This is a genomic window from Vibrio lamellibrachiae (assembly GCF_050337265.1).
GTDB classification, from domain to species: domain Bacteria; phylum Pseudomonadota; class Gammaproteobacteria; order Enterobacterales; family Vibrionaceae; genus Vibrio; species Vibrio kyushuensis.
Genome location: NZ_JAKJSU010000004.1, coordinates 684,432 through 702,494 on the forward strand (window position 1 = coordinate 684,432; position 18,063 = coordinate 702,494).

The window sequence follows — 18,063 nt, forward strand, 5'->3', positions numbered from 1 at the left end:
CGGACAATAGTACGTTACCATTATCAAAACTCATTATATTGCAGCCAGTACCGAACCGGCTTTATGGAGGAATAATGGAATATAAAGCGAGCTATGAACCAGACTCCCGTGTCTTTGGCATTCTCGACCTACAGCTTTTATTTCGTTATATGGATCAACGACTTCCTATAGAAGACTTACTTAGCGATAGTGGCGTGTCATTTGAACAATTACAAACGCCTGAAACTCATATTACTTTCGCCCAAAAGGCGACAATATTCACTAATGCACTGCGCAAAGCTTCAGAGCCGGGCCTAGGGTTAAAAATAGGCCAGCAGGCAAAATTTAGTGATTTTGGTGTACTCGGCTATGGCGTATTGAGTAGCAATACTCTCTTGGATGCCCTTCTTCTTGGCTTCAAATACCTTCGCTTGGCAGGGCCGGTTTTAAGGAAAAAGATGTGGGTTGATGATGATACTGGCTATTTTCGTGCCGAACAGATTGTCAACTTAGACGAATTACTTCCGTTCTGTGCGGAATACTGGTTCTCAGCGATTCAAAGTCTATGCACTGAAGTGTTACAGCAGCCTTTTCCTTCAACCGCTATCCACTTACCTTATAGCAAGCCTGACTATTGGAAGTTATATGAAGAAACATTCCGCTGCCCGGTATTCTTTGATAGCGATCGTATGGAGTGGCAATTTAATACCAAAGATCTCGTTAAGCCATTGCCAACCGCTAACCCTATGACATTGAAGATGTGTTTAAAGTCGTGTGATGAAATGATTCAAAGTGCCGAGTTAAGCTCACCGCTGTCTAATAAAATCACTCGAATGTTATTTGAATGTACCGGGCGCTTCCCTTCAATTGAAGATCTTTCAAGCCAACTGAATATGTCATCAAGGACATTACGCCGACACTTACGGGCTGAAGATACAAGCTTTCAAGCACTGTTAAATCATGTTCGCTATAACCTCGCCTGTCGCTATTTATCAACGACTCAAATGAGCGTTGAGGAGATATCTGAACGGCTTGGATTTTCAGACGATGCCAACTTCCGACATGCGTTTCGTAAGTGGAGCCAAACCTCCCCTTCGCAGTATAGGAAGGGGGCGACGAAGGAATCTTAAGCAATAAAAAACGCTCACAAATTTGTGAGCGTTTTTAGAAGAAGAAATACGTCTACCTTGAGTTAACTAATCAATTCTTTCGATTTCTTGTTCAAGGTTTTCTGAAGTATTGGCTTCAACGGAATCAAGAAAATCATCCGCAGTGGGCACCTTCTTAGGTTCAGAACCAAACCCTCTTAGGCCAACAACATGTACATGCTCATGATCTTTAAAGATCTTACGTACAAGCTTATAGGTTGTCCCCTTCTCTGGGCTAATATTCTCTGGAGCGGCGATCAATAGCTGCATATCCAGACGATCACACAACTCAAACAAGGTATTGATTGATTTGGTATCAAGACGAGCTGCTTCATCCAAGAACAGCAATCGACAAGGAACAATATCTTTACTGCGAAGACGTCGTGATTCTTCTTCCCAGCTCTGAATTACCATCAGCAGGATTGACTGACCCGTACCAATCGCTTCACCTGTCGACAACGCACCAGACTCTGCTTGTAACCAACCATCAGACCCACGGTTTACTTCAACGCTAAGCTCAAGGTAGTTACGATAATCAAGCAGCTCTTCACCTAATACTTGCGGTGAACGTTGCCCCATATCAATGTGCGGGTTTACACGTTGGAATAACTTCGCCATTGCTTCTGAGAAAGTAAATCGCATGCTTTCAAACAGGTCTTTATGCGTAGCCTGTTGCTCGGATAGACCCGCGAGAAGAATCTCATGGCTCTCTCTAACCTTAACGTTAAGGCGTACGCCTTTCACTTGCCCAAAGCCTATATTCGATAAACCTTGGTTGAGCATTCGAATTCGGTTTTGTTCGCGTAGAATGGTTTTCTTAATGATGTTCGCAACGGAGTCAGAACTGATCGCCAAGCGGTTTTCGCGTAGCGTAAGCTCTTCGGTTAATCGAGCAAGCTCAACTTCCATCTCTTCAATAGCTTCAACCGGATCATCCGTACGGATAATGTCCTGACGAATTCGCTCGCGTAGATGTTGATAAACCGCAATGTAGAATAGAACTTTACGCTCTGGGTGCGCATTATCTTCAGACAAACGCAGAGCGTCACGTAAGTCATCATTATTGGCGACGGCTAAACGAAGCGCACCTAATGACTTATCTGACATTGAACGGAGTTCACCTGCCGATAAATAGGCCAGTTCGCGTTTATGTAAGCGGCGTTCAACATCGTTTTCACGAGCCAAACGAAGTACAGAGCACCAACCCGCTTTTGCAGCGACAACGAAAGTACGCAGTTCGATGTACTCTTTCTGAACCTTTCTAAGTCTCTTAGCAAGACCTTTCATTTCAAGCTCAGTCGCGGTGATGGTTCTGTCGCACTCACTCTTTCTATTTCGAGTCGCGTGCAGTTGCTCGTGAAGTTCGTCTTTACGACGTTGAGAGCGCTCTAACGCACCCTCGTCAGCTGTTACACCGTACTCTTTAAGCTCTTGCTTAAATTCCTGCACTGTCTCTTGCTTGGCTTGATGTGAGCTTTTTAGTGAAGCCAATACCTGTTGATACTGACTCATTTGACCTTGAACTTGTTTGTACTCTTCGCGATGACGACTGCGCATTCGCTCAGCATCAACCAGTTTTGCTTTAAGTTGTTCGCTCAGTTCGCTACTTTTATTAAGCAGATCAACTGAATCTGAATAACTAAAGTAGTGCTTACGTTCCACAAGATCTGAGACCGCGAAGATCTCTTTTTTGAGCTGCTGAAGTTTATGATCAGCCAATTGGTACTCTTGTGTCAGCGCATCAAACTGCTCTGGGTCACTATCAAGTGCGTTGATAATGTTGGATAACGTTTGAACATCTTTGCTATGGCTATTCAAAAATACCTTCGCTTGTGACAGCTTAGAGATTTTGGTCTCTAAGTCATCAAAACGAGTTTGTAAGTTGGTATCTTCGATTAACGCAATCATTGGGGCAAGCTTATCAAGAACAGTTAGTGCTTGCTTACTGGCCTGACGTTGTGCGCTAGATTGCTGCTCTTTAGAAGCGAGTTCAGACAACAACCGAGCAATCTTAGTATCCGTATCACGATATTTACTAAGTTCTTTTTCAGGATCACTTTCAAACGCCACCTGAATATGTGCGGCAACAAAGTGATTGAAGCTTTGATATAGACGGGCTAATTTCTGAGAATCAAACGCTGCTTTAGCATGGTTTTCAACCACATCTTCACGTTGCTCTCGCAACAGCTCTAATCTTTGATCACGTGCTGCTCGACCAAAGAGTGGGATTTCAGGAAGACGAGAATAACGCATCTGACGTTCATTCAGCAGAACACAAACAGCACCTTCCAGCTCATCCGCATTGAACGAGCTGTCATCAAACGCATCGATGTCGCCTTCAATAATATAAAGATCTTCTGGACAATCATCTAAATCAACCAGCTTCTCTTTAATTCCAGTTAGATCAGAAACAACAATCGCATGACGAGCTGGACCATACATGGCACTAAAATATGGCGCATCACCAATGGTTATATCGTCATAAATCTCAGAGAGTAGAACCCCGCCTAGCGTATCCGCAAGACCTTTTAATCGAGGATCATTAGACCCCCCCGGAGAAGCAAGGCGCTCAATCTCATTGTCCAATTCTGCGCGTCTGTCAGCGAGCTTGTCTTTCTCTAGGGTAAGTGTTTTTTCTTGCTCCAACACTTGCTGCATATGCTGCATAACTGCTTGGCTATCTTGCAGCTCTGCACCACTTTGTTCTTTAAGTGTCTCAAGTGCATCATTGGCCGCAATCCAACGCGGCGCAATGCTTTCAAGTTTGCTAATTTCGCTAGTAACAATCTGTCTTTTATTGCGCTGCTCGCTACGTTTTTCTCGAATATCTTCGATTGCAAAATCCAAACTATCAATCTGTTCAGAGTGATGCTCACGCTCTTGCTCTAACGTAACTTCATCTACTAGTTCAACGTTATATTGCTTTTGATAGTTAGCAACGGTTTCGATCAGTTGCTTTTGTTGCTCAACCTGACGCTCAACCTCGCGGAATTGAGCCCTCCATTGCTGCTCATTTTGAGTTGTCTGCTCAGCATCACGTGCAGTTTTTAGAGTAGTCCGTGCTACCGAGGCAGCATCCTTACGATCAATATCGCCGTTAATCGATTTTACTAATGCTAACGCGGTTTCAAATTGCTCTGTCGCGGCAGAAGAGATATCAAGCTTATGCTTAACCGATAGCAACTGTGTTGTTTGTTGCTCTTCTTGCTGCTTTAACTGAGTTAACACTGTTGGAGCAGATTCAGCAGTTAAGCCTTCATCATTCAGCAGCAGTTTCGCTTTATTTAACGCTTGTACCGCTTGTTGATACTGCAATGCGCGCGTTTGCTGGACATCCAATGCTTGCTGATAATCGGCCAGTTGTGTTTTTAAGCTATCGACTTCTTCTTCCGCTAAGTGCGTTTGCTGCTCAACAGACATCAACTGTTCTTGTGCTTCTTCCACAACCATCAACTGCTCTTCAAGGCGCTCACTTAGCTCTTCTAAGTCACCTTGATAACGCTCAACTTTTTCTTGTTGTCTTAACGCTGTTTGCACCAATTGAAGATGATCAGATGCTCCTTGATGATCTTGCTCTAGTGCCGATTCTTTCTCTGAAATCGCTTCTAGTTCTTGTTGTACATTGTTCAGCAACTCATGTTGCTCGATTAAGGTACTTCGGGAACTAAACAGCTCTGAGCGCAATGCTAACGTACTATCTAGCTTATTCTTACGATCATTTGCGTGGCGCATGTAGTCAGCCGCAACATAGTTGGTTGACTCCATGATTAGATTTTTAAACAAGTCACGATCGGCTTGAGTGGTCTTGATAGCCTCTAACGTCATACGGTTTTCGCGTAGCGCGGATTCCATATCTTGGAACGCTTTTTTTACCCCACCATTTTGTGGCAGTAGGTAATCACGCAGTGAACGTGTTATCGCACTTGAAATGCCGCCATACAAAGAGGCTTCAATCAAGCGATAAAACTTAGAACGATCACTGGTATTGCGTAGTTTCTTAGGGACAACGCCATATTCAAACATTTGTGCGTGATAATCGACTATCGAGCTAAACGCTTTAAAATGAACACCTTCATGCTTAGCCGTAACGTCTTTAATTTCATTGATTTGACGAACACGCGCATGATTTTCTGACACACTTTCAATCAGGATATCGGTCGGTTTCACATGACTTGGCAGACCTTGAATAACAAATGGTTTGATATCAACTTTTTTATCACGACCAGCCACTTGCTGAAGCTTTACAGCAAACAACAAACGTTGATTTTTTGAATTCACGACATCGAGAGCGGCGTAGCACGCGCCTGGCTGTAATTTACCGTATAAGCCTTTATCACGAGAGGCTTGTGAACTTCCCGCTTCTGTCGTATTTCTAAAGTGGAGTAAGCTTTGATCTGGAATAAGAGCGGTAATAAATGCGGCCATCGTCGTTGATTTACCCGCACCATTGCCACCCGATAAGGTGGTCACCAAGTCATCAATATCAAAGGTACGTGCAAAAAACCCGTTCCAGTTGATCATTGTGAGTGATTGATACTTGCCTCTTTCAATCATGCATTACCTTCCATTTCATTTTTCTCTACATCACTTACTTTTTCTACATCACTGATGAGTTCATCATCGTGCTGCTGTTCTGTCTCTTCTAATTGTTCGTTATCTTGCAATAACTCGCCCTGACTTGGTTGCTGCGTATGTACGACGGCTTCACCATCACGAATCAGCCTTAATTGCGCTTCACGGACATCATCACCAATACGTACATCAGCGCCAAAGCGGAACACAGACTCACTGATTTGGAATTTTCCAGACTCGCCAACGTTTATGACCATCCCTAAGCGACGAAGACGACGCAACGACGTTCTTACTTTTTCAAATAGCTTCTCGCGATCTAAATCAGAACCTGTCGCGCGATTAGTCACAAGCTTCATAAGCTTGCTCTCATCAGCTAGATTTAATAGCTCTTCATATAGCTCTTGATTAGTAAAAATACCCTCATGAGCTAAACGCTCAGGGCTTAAATATAAGAAACACAGAACCTTACCTACCAGCATATCGAGTTCAGTCAATACACTGCGGTTAATAAGAGAAGTTGAGCGAGGACGCAGGTAGAAGAAGCCTTCCGGCGCTTTAACCAGTTCTACATTATAACGCTGATAAAAAAGCGCCAATTCTGTTTCAAAATCAGTTAATAGAGCGTGCTTATCAAGGTCTTCACTTGATATGTGGCGCCCCATTCTCAATACACTGTCTAGTTCTGGAAACAGTGGATTGGAAATCGCTTTGGCCAGATTTTCTGGCATGTATTCATTAATATCGGTCGATGACATTTGCTTGTACCTTTGCGCCAAAATCGTTAATTGCTTGCCAATCAGGTTGAACCGCTTTGTAGTCTGATTCGGAGTAACCTAAACGGACAGCTTGATCGATAACCATTCGAGCTAAATCAAAATGTTGAGTCTGTGGGTGAGCGAGTAGATAGTCTCTTAGTACCTGACCTAAATCGATACTGCTGCCCTGCTCTTTATGTGTCTTGAGCATCGAACTAATTCGGTTCGATAGCTCATCATTAACTTGTTGAACTTCTTCGTATTCCACCTCTAGTGGCACGTGACCGGTGACTTCGTCATCACGAAGTACAAGTGCTTCATCACGAAGATCGCTTAATCGCTCTGCGTCTGCATGAGTCAAATACCAAGGCATATCGAAGTAGTCGGAAACTGACTGACGTAATCGCTGGCTAAATGCACGGTTTTTATCCATATCAATAGCGGTACGAATAAACTTGTGTACATGGCGGTCATAGCCAATCCAGAGATCTATTGCTTGTTGTCCCCAGCTGATAATTCGATCTAACTTTGTTTGTAAGTTAAACAGTGTCTCTTCAACTTCTTCATGCTCTGAGTCGTTATATATGAGACCTTGAATATCAAGGATCTGAGTTTGAAGTTCATCACCTGCGGCTTGTAGAGTGTCTTGCAATTCTTTAAGCGTTGAGGATGTTTCAGATAATAACGATTCACAGTTGTTGATAGCTTCTCGCCAATCTTTATTCAACAGCTCTGCAATTTGGATTTTTACACTTTGTTGTTGTTCATCCATTACGCGTTGGTTGAGATCAATTTGATCAAAGATTTCACCAACAGAATATTTTAAAACTCCGTAAACACTTTTTTTCCAATGCGCCGAATTTCCACCTTCATGCGCGGCCTTTGAGGCTTTAGCCATTTCATCAGCTGCCATGGAAAGTTGGATCGATAATTTTAACTTGGAGAATTCTCGGTGACGGACATAGTAATCAGTAATACCGATGGCAAGCGATGATAAGCGATATATGCTTGCTCCATCCGTTACTTCACTAGTAAAGCGGCTGATCAGTCGCTGTTTAACCAGTTCGTTAATGGCGTTGTTTGCACGAAATGCAGACGCCTCACCGGTACTTTCAAACATTCGAGTGACGATGGTAAAAGCATCGTGCAGTTCACCTTCACCTAGTTCTTCCTCAAACCTATTGTCACTTAATACGGCTAACGCAATCAAAAATGCGAGTCGTTCATTTGACAAGTTTAATGAGAAATCGTGCTGCTTCACCCAGCCAACCAATTCATCAATTGGCTGCTCTGCAACATTGAGAGTCATCTCACTCATATATTTCCTGCTTATTGTTTCTTTCTTACTAATTCTGATAGTGATGATTTAAGCCTGATTGAAATCACGCTTTCAGGCTTAACGTGTTGAGGCCCCTTTTCAGAGAGAATCTACGTAAAGTTCATCATTCCATGACGGCCTAAAATTAGGCGCAAAAACTTGAAGCTCTTCCCAAACAATGACTTGGCGAAACTAATTTTTACCTAACCCATAAGATTTTTTTACAAATTTGTGGGCAATATCGTCCAATTTACAGACCTTCGCCACGGTAGTTGGGTTATCATAATAAATTGTCCCGCTATTCTGTCATAGGAATGGTAGGAATAGAGAAGGATTCTCTTATTTTTATTATCAAGTGGTGTTTTTTCGGACTATTTTTGTATGTTTGAGCTGAAAAAGATTGTTTCTTCGTTATTGATGCCTTTGCCTGCGCTACTAATCGTTGGTTTTTTAGGCTTGATGCTTATTATGTTTACCGCTAAGCGAAAAACTGGATGTTTTGTCGTATTGTTCTCTCTTTGTGGTATTTTCCTGATCGCTTTCCAACCCGTTTCAACCCGTCTTCTTATGCCAATGGAGCGTACCTACTCCGCTTTCTTACCCGTTGATGAGTCTGTTGACTATGTCATGGTTCTTGGTAGCGGCCATGTCGTTGATGACCAAATCCCACCGACATCAGAGTTAAGTCGAACTGCTTTGATGAGGCTTAGTGAAGGTATTCGTGTTTCCCGCATGTACCCCGGCGCAAAACTCATTCTTTCTGGCTACGCCGGTGGCTCAGAGTTTAGTAATGCGAGAATGATGGCAAAAGTTGCACTCGCATTAGGTGTCTCAAAGTCAGATATTATCTTACTTGAAACTGCGCAAGATACGTGGGAAGAAGCACGTCAAGCCGCTGCTTTCGTAGGACAGAAAAAACTTGTCTTAGTTACGTCTGCAAGCCATATGCAGCGCTCTTTAAATGAATTTCACTCTGCAGGTATTAAACCAATTCCTGCTCCGACGAACTACTTAGCTCACCAAAATATTGTTCAGCCATGGGAAAAGTACACGCCAAGAGCCCGTTATCTTGAACAAACTGAGCGTTATTGGCATGAAACATTAGGGACCATTTGGCAATCATTGCGAGATAAAGCCGCCAACTATGAAGAAGGCGCTTTAGACACTTCAAGCAGCGAGCTTTAACGTTTCTAATCATCGATAGTGATATCACGATTGATAGATAACAGCTAAATATTATAAAGCCCGAGGTAATGCACTTACCTCGGGCTTTTCATCTATTTACCACTCCAATAGCACTAGAATCGATTTATAAATCAATCACCAGCAAACATGTACCCTTCACCATGGACGGTAACAAAGATTTGTGGGTTCTTAGGGTCATACTCCATCTTTGATCTCATACGACGTATTAACACATCTATAGTACGATCATTGGGTGCATCGACACGATGGCTGATCATATTTAGAATTCGTTCTCGGCTTAGCACCTGATTCGGGTAGGAAGACAGCGCAACCAGTAACTCATATTCAGCCTTAGTCAATTTGACTGGGACTCCCTCTCGGCTAAGTGCACGACGCTGGATATCAAATGTCCACTCGCTAAAGTGAATTACTTTTTCGTCTTCGTTTTTCTTAACTGCAACAGACGTTGCGTTTTTAGCTGTTGAGATTCGCCATAGAAGATTCTTTACACGAACCAACAGCTCTCGTAATTCGAAAGGCTTGGTCACATAATCATCTGCGCCCATCTCCAAGCCAACAATCTTGTCTATATTGTCTGTACGCCCAGTCACAAGGATGATGCCTATATCTGACTGTCCACGAAGCTCCCGTGTCAACATAAGACCATCAGAGCCTGGCAAGTTAATATCAAGCATGACTAAATCAATGGGCTTTTTTTGTAATACTTCACGCATTTCTTCGCCATTTTCAGCTTCGCTAACTGCATAGCCTTCGTTTTGGAAGTAACCCACGAGCTTGCTACGTGTTACCGCGTCGTCTTCAACGACCAGTACATGATAAGTCATTTATACCACTTGTTTTTTAGTTGGAATGATTAAACTCATATCATTCTATTCATAATTACTCACAATTCTAGCTCTACAAGATTGAAATGAACAATTAATGAGTGTTTATTGATTCAAAACAACCTAGCCATTCTGTTAACAAATCTAAATATTTACTCAATTTTTATCATAGTCGTAGTTACCGCTATTCACTTTTATTCGTTAAACTAAAAGAAGAATTTTTGTAAAGGCAAACCAACATGCAAGAAATAAAAACATTTAACGAAAAACGTGCTGAGATCTATTGGTGGTTATCAAGCTTATTTGCAAAAGAACTGACTGTTCAAGATTTAGCACAATATCAAACTCCTCAGATCCGTTCGTTTCTTACTGGGTTAGGTGAAAATGAAACATTAAAGCCTTCAATCGATAGACTCGTAGACGCACTCAACCGATTACTCGACCGTGAAGACGCACAACTTGAATTGTCTGCTGACTTCTGTGACCTTTTTTTAAAGTCAGACAAAGACTCTGCGCTGCCTTATGCGTCGATGTACATTGGTAAATCGGGCCTTCTCAATGACGTCCCTGCAAAAGAAGTGGCAGAGCTAATGGCACAGCATGGTGTAACTGTTGACGAAACTCTTAATGAGCCCGCTGACCATCTGGCCGTTGAACTCGATTTCTTAGGTAATCTTATTATTCGTTCGAACGAGTTAGAACAAGAAAAGCATTTAGACGAAGCACTTGCAGAGCAAGAACAGTTTATCAGCACACATATTCTTACATGGACACCGCAGTTCAATGAAAAGTGTCAGAAGCTCGATGAGTTCGGCTTCTACGCATCAGTTTCTGAGTTATTGTGCGCTTTCTTAGAGCTTGATTGTCGTTATTTGGTTGGCGAATAAACAATCTGCTTCAGAAAGTAACAAAGTTTCAAAAAATTGCCATGATATTGTCTAATTGTGGTTTTAGATCACGTCAAAGTAGTCTGTTTTCGTTGCTTGTACTACGTATGACGTCTAAAATTAGCACCGATAATGACAATTATATTGAATAATAAACCGCTATTACAGGCGGTTTTTGTGTTTTAGGCACTTGGACACTTGATTTGTTTGTAGATACTAGCGATTTGTAGATGTTACCCGTTTATAAGCGCAAATTATTTACTTCGCCACTTAATAGGACAGGAATTATGGCCACAATTAAAGATGTTGCTCGCTTAGCCGGCGTATCAACAACCACCGTATCTCACGTTATAAATAAGACTCGATTTGTGGCTGAAACCACCCAAGAAAAAGTAAATAAAGCAGTAGACGAATTAAACTACGCACCAAGTGCCGTTGCTCGTAGTTTAAAGTGCAATACCACACGCACCATCGGTATGCTCGTCACGCAATCAACCAATTTGTTCTTTTCTGAAGTGATCGATGGTGTTGAGAGCTACTGTTACCGTCAAGGCTATACGCTTATCTTGTGTAACACTGGTGGAATATACGAGAAACAACGCGACTATATTCGCATGCTAGCTGAAAAACGTGTCGATGGTATTTTAGTGATGTGTTCAGATTTAACTGAAGAACTTCGAGAGATGCTTGATCGTCATGCTGACATCCCTAAGGTTGTTATGGATTGGGGCCCTGAAACGTCTCAAGCCGATAAGATCATCGATAATTCAGAAGAAGGCGGTTATTTAGCGACGAGATACCTCATTGATAAAGGTCATACCGATATTGCATGCCTAAGTGGCCATTTTGAAAAAGCAGCTTGCCAAGAACGTATCGCAGGATTTAAACGCGCTTTAACCGAAGCCAACCTTAAAATCGATGAAGATTGGATTTTAGAAGGTAACTTTGAGTGCGATACAGCCGTATTAGCCGCTGACAAAATTGTTGCTATGGATAACAAGCCTACTGCCGTTTTTTGTTTCAACGATACGATGGCTTTAGGCCTTATTAGTCGTCTAGGGCAAAAAGGCGTCAATGTACCAAATGACATTTCAGTGATCGGTTACGACAATATTGAATTGGCTGAGTACTTCTCTCCTCCTCTCACAACAGTTCACCAACCTAAACGACGTGTGGGTAAAAATGCTTTTGAGATCTTACTTGAGCGAATTAAAGACAAAGATCATGAAAAACGTGTGTTCGAAATGCATCCAGAGATCGTAGAACGTAATACAGTTCGCGATCTAACTAAATAATAGTTATGTCATTTATCGAAACTTGCGTATTTTGTGATATAGTTTAGACTCATTATTGAGACAAATTTATTGAATAAACATCACAGTAATAGAATCCAAATGTGAAGTTCATTCCTAATTGGTCGTCTTTAATAGAAGTCACGCACAGGGCAAACCATTTGAAAAAGTGGGACGCAAAGCCTCCGGCCTAAACCAGATTTTCTGTCTTAACAGAGTTTTTGATAGGTAGCGGGGTTGCCGATGGCAAACAATGCAAACACAAGTTTACTTACGAATGACACAGTTTCTGCATGTTTTGCTAATCTCTCGGACCTGATTTGGTGGCGTATTTTACATACACCGAGAACATACAGCATGGATAAACCAGTACTAAAAGACTCAATGAGGCTGTTTGAACAGCTTGGACGAGTAAAGTCTCGTTCAATGTTTGGCGGCTTCGGCATTTTTATCGAAGAGACAATGTTTGCACTTGTTGTAAACGATAAGCTTCATATAAGAGCCGATAGCAATACAGTCAAAAAATTCAAACAACAAGGCTATGAACCGTACGTCTATAAAAAACGCGGTCACCCTGTCGTTACAAAGTATTATGCTTTGCCTAATGACTGGTTAGCGAATCCGACATCCACTCTATCAGAAGCAAAAAATTCACTCGATATTGCTAAGAAAGAGAAAGAGAGCCAAGCAGCAGCAAAGCCAGACCGTCTTAAGGATCTGCCAAACCTGAGGCTTGCAACCGAAAGAATGCTCAAGAAAGCGGGCATTGATTCGGTTACAACTTTAGAACAGAGAGGCGCTGTAGAGGCTTATAAAGCCATTCAGCAATCACATGCTTCAGATGTGGGATTAGAGCTGTTATGGGCACTAGAGGGAGCGATTAAAGGCACTCACTGGTCTGTCGTACCTCAAAACCGAAGAGATGAACTTTCAGGTCGATTAAGGTAATCCCACTTTTAATCGGATTACTCAGCTAAAGCCAACGTCAATACGTTGGCTTTTTTAATGCCTTCTGTTCCTATATCGAATAATTGTTCGTTGTTATTGAAATTTTTACGTCTTAATGCTGTTCTTAATAGGCACACCCAAAACTCATCGGCTCTATATTTATGAACAAAAAACTTTTCCTCGGCCTCTTACTTATCGGCATCATTATCTTCCTTACTCTTAATTATGGGCAGCTACTAACGTTAGATAATGCAAAAGCACAACAAGAGTCTCTAGCACAATTCATTGAGTCTAATTTCTTAGTTGCTGCATTAAGTTACTTTGGGATTTATATTGTTGTTACCGCATTATCTATACCTGGCGCAGCTGTTGTGACACTACTAGGCGCTGCGTTATTTGGTTTTTGGACCAGTCTTTTGCTTGTATCTTTCGCCAGCACGATTGGGGCGACTCTTGCATTTCTTAGCAGCCGCTTTCTACTTAAAGAATGGGTACAAAACAAATTTGGAGATAAGCTCTCTACAATTAATGAAGGTGTTAAAAAAGATGGGGCTTTCTATCTATTTACATTAAGGCTTATTCCAGTCGTACCCTTCTTTCTAATCAATTTGCTGATGGGCTTAACACCTATCTCAGCCGCTCGATTTTATCTTGTAAGTCAATTGGGCATGCTACCGGGCACGGCAGTGTATCTTAACGCTGGTACCCAACTTGCGAAGATTGAAAGTTTATCCGGTATTGTTTCACTCCCCGTCATTTTATCCTTTGTCCTACTTGGTCTTTTTCCTATCATCACTAAAAAAGTCATGGGTCTATTAAAAAATGCCTCAGTAAAAAAACACAATGAAGCATAGACTCATCGATCGACCTAAACCGAGTGCATGAAAAAGAGTGAATGTGAAAGTACATCTAAACGAATACAGGCCTGCAAAATGCAAGCCTGTGTATTATTTGAAGAGCCTTAAACTTTAACGACTACAGTTTTTAATAAACTCGATAGAGTGACGATTAAACTCTTCAGGGCGTTCGACATTACATACATGTCCACAATCAGGAATTTCAAGAAGCTGACTGTCATGGTGCGCCGCTACCATCTCTTTTGCAGGTTGAATAAACATATAGTCTTGCTCTCCCATTAGATACAGAGTAGGAATTGGCATTGCTCTATGCTTAAAGTATCGCATTAATGGGTTTACTTCCGCCGTTAGAATAAACCAACGTTTAAACTCTTTTTGGCACAATTTTTTAGCTTCGCGCACAAACATATGTCGCGACTCTTTTTGATTACGCTGTGGCATAACGACATAAGCAAATAGGCGATATAACCACATATAAGGGATAATGTGCTTACTTAAGTCACCAAGTTTAATTAGTATTTGCGATCGCGTGTTGAGACGAGTTACCGCTCCGCCTAACACCATGCTATGAACACGTTCTGAAGCAATTTCTGCAATATTCTGAACAATAATGGTGCCTAAAGACATTCCGACAAAATGTGCCGAACGAATTTTCACATGATCCAGTACTTTTAAGATATCTAAGGTTACTTCTTTAAATGTGTAGCGGTTAGAAATAATATCTTTGATGAAGTGATTGGATTTACCGTGGCCACGCAGATCAAGCAACAGAATATTGAAGTGTTCTTTATAAGCTTTGATTTGTTTGAACCATATCGACGAGCTCCCTCCCGCACCATGCACAAAAACAACCCACTCGTTACTCGTAGGGTGTTCATATGTCTTATGGAAAAGTAAAGTTTGTGACATTATTCAATAAAACCTAAGTGAAATAATTATTATCCTGAGCGTAGAAGACTACCACATTACCATGCAATTACTATTCTTCGACCGCTAAAGGTACGTGAAATGGTGGACCAGCTGTCGCCCTAAGCAATAATTAGTAACATGATTGGGCCTAAACAACCGTATTTATGCGAAGATTGCTTCAGATCTGACCACAAAAAAAGCGCCCTAAGGCGCTTTCTGATAGCAAATAAAACTAAGTATTCGCGCAGACTATCGAGTACTACGGTACATCTCTAAGTAATGTTTCGCTGCTTTTTCCCAACAGAAATTCTGCTTCATTGCATCGAGCTGCAATCTACGAATTTCTGCGGTATTTTGTGCATAAAGCAGTAAAGAGCGAAGTAACGTGATCAACAATGCTTCTGGAGTTGGCTTAGTAAAGACAAAACCAGTCCCCTTATCAGGCTCATCATCATAATCTGTTACACTGTCTTTAAGCCCGCCAACACCACGAACAATAGGAAGCGTACCATAAGCCATGCTATAGATTTGATTTAGACCACAAGGCTCGAACTCTGACGGCATTAAAAAGAAATCAGAACCCGCTTCTACCCAATGGGCAAGCTTATTATTATAAGCTTCAACAAATGCAAACTTATCACCGAATTGTGCAGCGATATCTTTAAGCTTACTTGCGAGTATAGGGTCACCGGTACCCACAATCACAAGCTGTACATCATGCTTCAAGAACTCATGCAAAATAGGCAACAAATAATGAACACCTTTTTGTTGCGTTAAGCGACAAACCATACCGTAGACAGCAACATCTTTGACTGGTAACCCCACTTCTTCTTGAAGAGCCTGACGAGTCGCTTTTTTACCACGAATCATACTCTGCTTTGTTGCACGGTATTTTTTAGGCAAATAAGCATCAGTTTCAGGATTCCAAGATGAGTAATCACAGCCATTGAGGATGCCGACTAAATCGTCTTTACGTAGATTAAATTCATGCGCCATACCATGGCTACCGAGCTCAGTTTTTAGCTCTTCTGCGTAGGTAGGACTCACTGCATTTATTTTATCAGCACATATTACGCCTGCCTTAAGCATCGTAATATGTGTTTCACTCACTGCGGCTTCTGGAACATGCCTGGTACTAAACTCCGGCACAGCCTGCAATTCATCATAGCTAAATACACCTTTAAATACGGCATTATGAATAGATATAACGCTGCGCATCGAGCTATAAAAAGAATCAGCCTGGTGACGAACCTTAAGAAAATAAGGTACAAGACCTGTATGCCAGTCGTTTGCATGAATAATGTCTGGCTGAAAACCAAGTTTAGGTAACATATCTAAACTCGCCGCACTAAAAAATGCGAAACGTTCAGCGTTATCAGCATAAGCTTGATTGTTTTCTGCATACATTTCGTTGCGAGAAAAATATTTCTCACAACGAATAGCATAAACAGGTACGCCTGCAACTTCAGTTTGAACCACTTGATACTGAGTATGCGGTGACGTTTCTAGCTGAGTATCAAGCAACACTTCTGCTTTTTCAATATCAGGTATCTGACTATAAGCAGGAATGGCGAGACGAACATCTTGTTTCAAATTTAACAAGGATTCGGGCAGTGCCTTAGCAACATCCGCTAAGCCACCACTTTTGATCAATCCTTCAACTTCAGAAGCAACAAATAAGATTGAAAGTTTTTTAGTAGCCAATTTTTGCACTCTTTCCAATGACTACAACACCATCTTCTGAAACGTGATAGCGCTTCTTATCTTCTTGCAAGTTCACACCAATTTGAGTGCCCGGAGCGATATCTGCATTCTTATCAACAATAACGCGACGTAATACACAGCCTTCACCGATCTTAACATCACCTAGCAAGATACTTTCGCTAATGTCACACGCTGATGCAATGTTACTTCTAAACCCAAGTACCGATTTTTCAATTCTTGAACCGCGTACGTAGCTACCATTACAAACCAAGCTATCGATGATCTGAACTCGACCGTTATCTGAATCGGTAAACGTTGCTGGCGGAAGTGCTGGATAGAACGTATGTAGAGGCCACTTACGGTTGTATAGAGAGAAAGGAGCATCTTTCTTCAATAAGTCCATATGAGCTTGCCAGTACGCATCAATCGTACCTACATCACGCCAATATACTTCTTCTTTTTCGCCTGTGATTTTGTTGGTGCTGAAGTCATAAACAAATACGTCACCACGTGGGTACATATTTGGAATGATGTCGTTACCGAAATCGTGCGAAGAGTCTTCTTTATCTGCATCTTCGATAAGCTCAGCGTAAAGGCTGTTTGCTTCAAAGATGTAATTACCCATAGAAACTAGCGCATTCTCTGGATCACCTGGGATAGCTTTAGGGTTCGTTGGTTTCTCTTCAAAGCCAACCATACGACCTTCAATATCAACTTCGATAACACCAAACTGTGACGCTTCAGCTAGTGGCATACGGAGTGCAGAAACAGTCAGTGCTGCTTCTTTTTCTTTGTGGAAATCAAGCATCTGCTTAATGTCCATTTTATATATATGATCCGAACCAAAAATACATACATGTTCTGGTTCAGCAAGCTCAATAAACCTAAGGTTTTGGTAGATCGCATCTGCAGTACCTTCGTACCATCGTTTACCTGTTCTCATTTGAGCTGGAATCGGATCGATGAAACGATCTGTAATTCCGCTAATGTTCCAACCTTTTTTCATGTGGTGGAACAGAGATTGGGATTTGAATTGAGTCAATACGTAGATACGCATCAAGTCTGCATTTACAAAGTTATTCAGTGCAAAATCGATTAATCGATAGCTTCCACCAAAAGGAACCGCAGGCTTACTGCGAGATTCAGTGAGAGGTCTAAGGCGAGAACCTTCGCCTCCCGCAAGAATCATTCCTAAAACACCAGCCATTTTTTTCTCCATATTTATTATATTATTTATTTTTTCGCGCCATTTTTATTAGTATTGGGGGCGGCGCTATTGTCCATAACCTATGTAAAGCATGTGTCTATCGCACAATTTGCACAAACAGGCGCATATACGTTAACTGCTTCCCAAATAATTACAATTTTAAATATGCAATTACGTTAGCTAATCGCAAACTACATTCTGACAGTCTTGCCTAGCTCACATATATTTCGAGCACAAAAACAAGTTAGCAACAATTATAAAACAAGCCATTAAGGTACGACCAGCCCTTGCGCCAACTGAGTTATAACTGACAAAACACTTAGTAATCGAGTGAATATCACAATTGTTATAACATTTACTATGTACGATATTGAGGCAAAAAATGTTAATTTTCGTGAATAATAATTAGCTGATAATGAATATGTGTAACTACTTCGTTTCGGCACTGGCTTCACTT

Annotated in this window: 13 protein-coding genes and 1 riboswitch; of the genes, 6 read left to right on the plus strand and 7 right to left on the minus strand. The window is 41.5% G+C overall.

What is annotated here, in order from left to right; genetic code table 11:
• Positions 1 to 74: 74 nt before the first annotated feature.
• Complete coding sequence (locus L4C54_RS03325) at positions 75 to 1,109, plus strand: AraC family transcriptional regulator (RefSeq protein ID WP_428807077.1); 1,035 nt, start codon at positions 75 to 77, stop codon at positions 1,107 to 1,109.
• 66 nt (positions 1,110 to 1,175) lie between these two features.
• Here the strand turns inward: L4C54_RS03325 and mukB are convergent, their stop codons facing one another.
• The 3 genes from mukB to mukF are packed head-to-tail and all read right to left on the minus strand — an operon-like array spanning position 1,176 to position 7,772.
• The gene (gene mukB, locus L4C54_RS03330) at positions 1,176 to 5,681 is read right to left on the minus strand and encodes a chromosome partition protein MukB (RefSeq protein WP_428807078.1); all 4,506 of its coding nucleotides are present in this window, start codon (positions 5,679 to 5,681) and stop codon (positions 1,176 to 1,178) included.
• Positions 5,678 to 6,454: a chromosome partition protein MukE gene (mukE, locus tag L4C54_RS03335; RefSeq protein ID WP_428807079.1), complete on the minus strand. Its 777-nt coding sequence runs from the start codon at positions 6,452 to 6,454 to the stop codon at positions 5,678 to 5,680. The genes mukB and mukE overlap by 4 nt, the downstream gene beginning before the upstream one ends.
• On the minus strand, positions 6,435 to 7,772 hold the full coding sequence (mukF, locus tag L4C54_RS03340) for a chromosome partition protein MukF (protein ID WP_428801498.1): 1,338 nt from the start codon (positions 7,770 to 7,772) through the stop codon (positions 6,435 to 6,437). Before mukF ends, mukE begins: the two co-directional genes overlap by 20 nt.
• 381 nt (positions 7,773 to 8,153) lie before the next feature.
• On the opposite strand from mukF, the gene elyC reads away from it, so the two are divergent.
• The gene (gene elyC / locus L4C54_RS03345; protein WP_428807080.1) at positions 8,154 to 8,957 is read left to right on the plus strand and encodes an envelope biogenesis factor ElyC; all 804 of its coding nucleotides are present in this window, start codon (positions 8,154 to 8,156) and stop codon (positions 8,955 to 8,957) included.
• A 131-nt stretch (positions 8,958 to 9,088) separates the two neighbouring features.
• Here the strand turns inward: elyC and torR are convergent, their stop codons facing one another.
• Entirely contained in the window at positions 9,089 to 9,802 is a 714-nt protein-coding gene (torR, locus tag L4C54_RS03350) for a two-component system response regulator TorR (protein WP_428801496.1), read from the minus strand.
• 239 nt (positions 9,803 to 10,041) lie between these two features.
• Between torR and torD the strand changes: the two genes are divergently transcribed.
• The 4 genes from torD to L4C54_RS03370 all read left to right on the plus strand — a co-directional run bounded on the left by torD (position 10,042) and on the right by L4C54_RS03370 (position 13,783).
• Positions 10,042 to 10,689: a molecular chaperone TorD gene (torD, locus tag L4C54_RS03355; protein ID WP_428801495.1), complete on the plus strand. Its 648-nt coding sequence runs from the start codon at positions 10,042 to 10,044 to the stop codon at positions 10,687 to 10,689.
• A gap of 287 nt (positions 10,690 to 10,976) precedes the next feature.
• Entirely contained in the window at positions 10,977 to 11,984 is a 1,008-nt protein-coding gene (gene purR, locus L4C54_RS03360; RefSeq protein ID WP_428807081.1) for an HTH-type transcriptional repressor PurR, read from the plus strand.
• 138 nt (positions 11,985 to 12,122) lie between these two features.
• Positions 12,123 to 12,226, plus strand: a riboswitch (cyclic di-GMP riboswitch).
• Positions 12,227 to 12,338: 112 nt separating this feature from the next.
• Entirely contained in the window at positions 12,339 to 12,929 is a 591-nt protein-coding gene (locus L4C54_RS03365) for a TfoX/Sxy family DNA transformation protein (RefSeq protein WP_428801738.1), read from the plus strand.
• Between the two features lie 161 nt (positions 12,930 to 13,090).
• Positions 13,091 to 13,783: a TVP38/TMEM64 family protein gene (locus L4C54_RS03370; protein ID WP_428807082.1), complete on the plus strand. Its 693-nt coding sequence runs from the start codon at positions 13,091 to 13,093 to the stop codon at positions 13,781 to 13,783.
• A 114-nt stretch (positions 13,784 to 13,897) separates the two neighbouring features.
• On the opposite strand, the gene L4C54_RS03375 is transcribed toward L4C54_RS03370, so the two are convergent.
• The 3 genes from L4C54_RS03375 to glgC form a co-directional block, all read right to left on the minus strand.
• The gene (locus tag L4C54_RS03375; protein WP_428801492.1) at positions 13,898 to 14,695 is read right to left on the minus strand and encodes an alpha/beta fold hydrolase; all 798 of its coding nucleotides are present in this window, start codon (positions 14,693 to 14,695) and stop codon (positions 13,898 to 13,900) included.
• A 249-nt stretch (positions 14,696 to 14,944) separates the two neighbouring features.
• Positions 14,945 to 16,399 carry a glycogen synthase GlgA gene (glgA, locus tag L4C54_RS03380; RefSeq protein WP_428807083.1) on the minus strand — a complete coding sequence of 485 codons (1,455 nt, stop codon included), beginning with the start codon at positions 16,397 to 16,399 and terminating at the stop codon, positions 14,945 to 14,947.
• A complete protein-coding gene (glgC, locus tag L4C54_RS03385; RefSeq protein WP_428801490.1) occupies positions 16,389 to 17,606 on the minus strand; it encodes a glucose-1-phosphate adenylyltransferase in 1,218 nt (405 codons plus the stop codon). The genes glgA and glgC overlap by 11 nt, the downstream gene beginning before the upstream one ends.
• Positions 17,607 to 18,063: the final 457 nt, after the last annotated feature.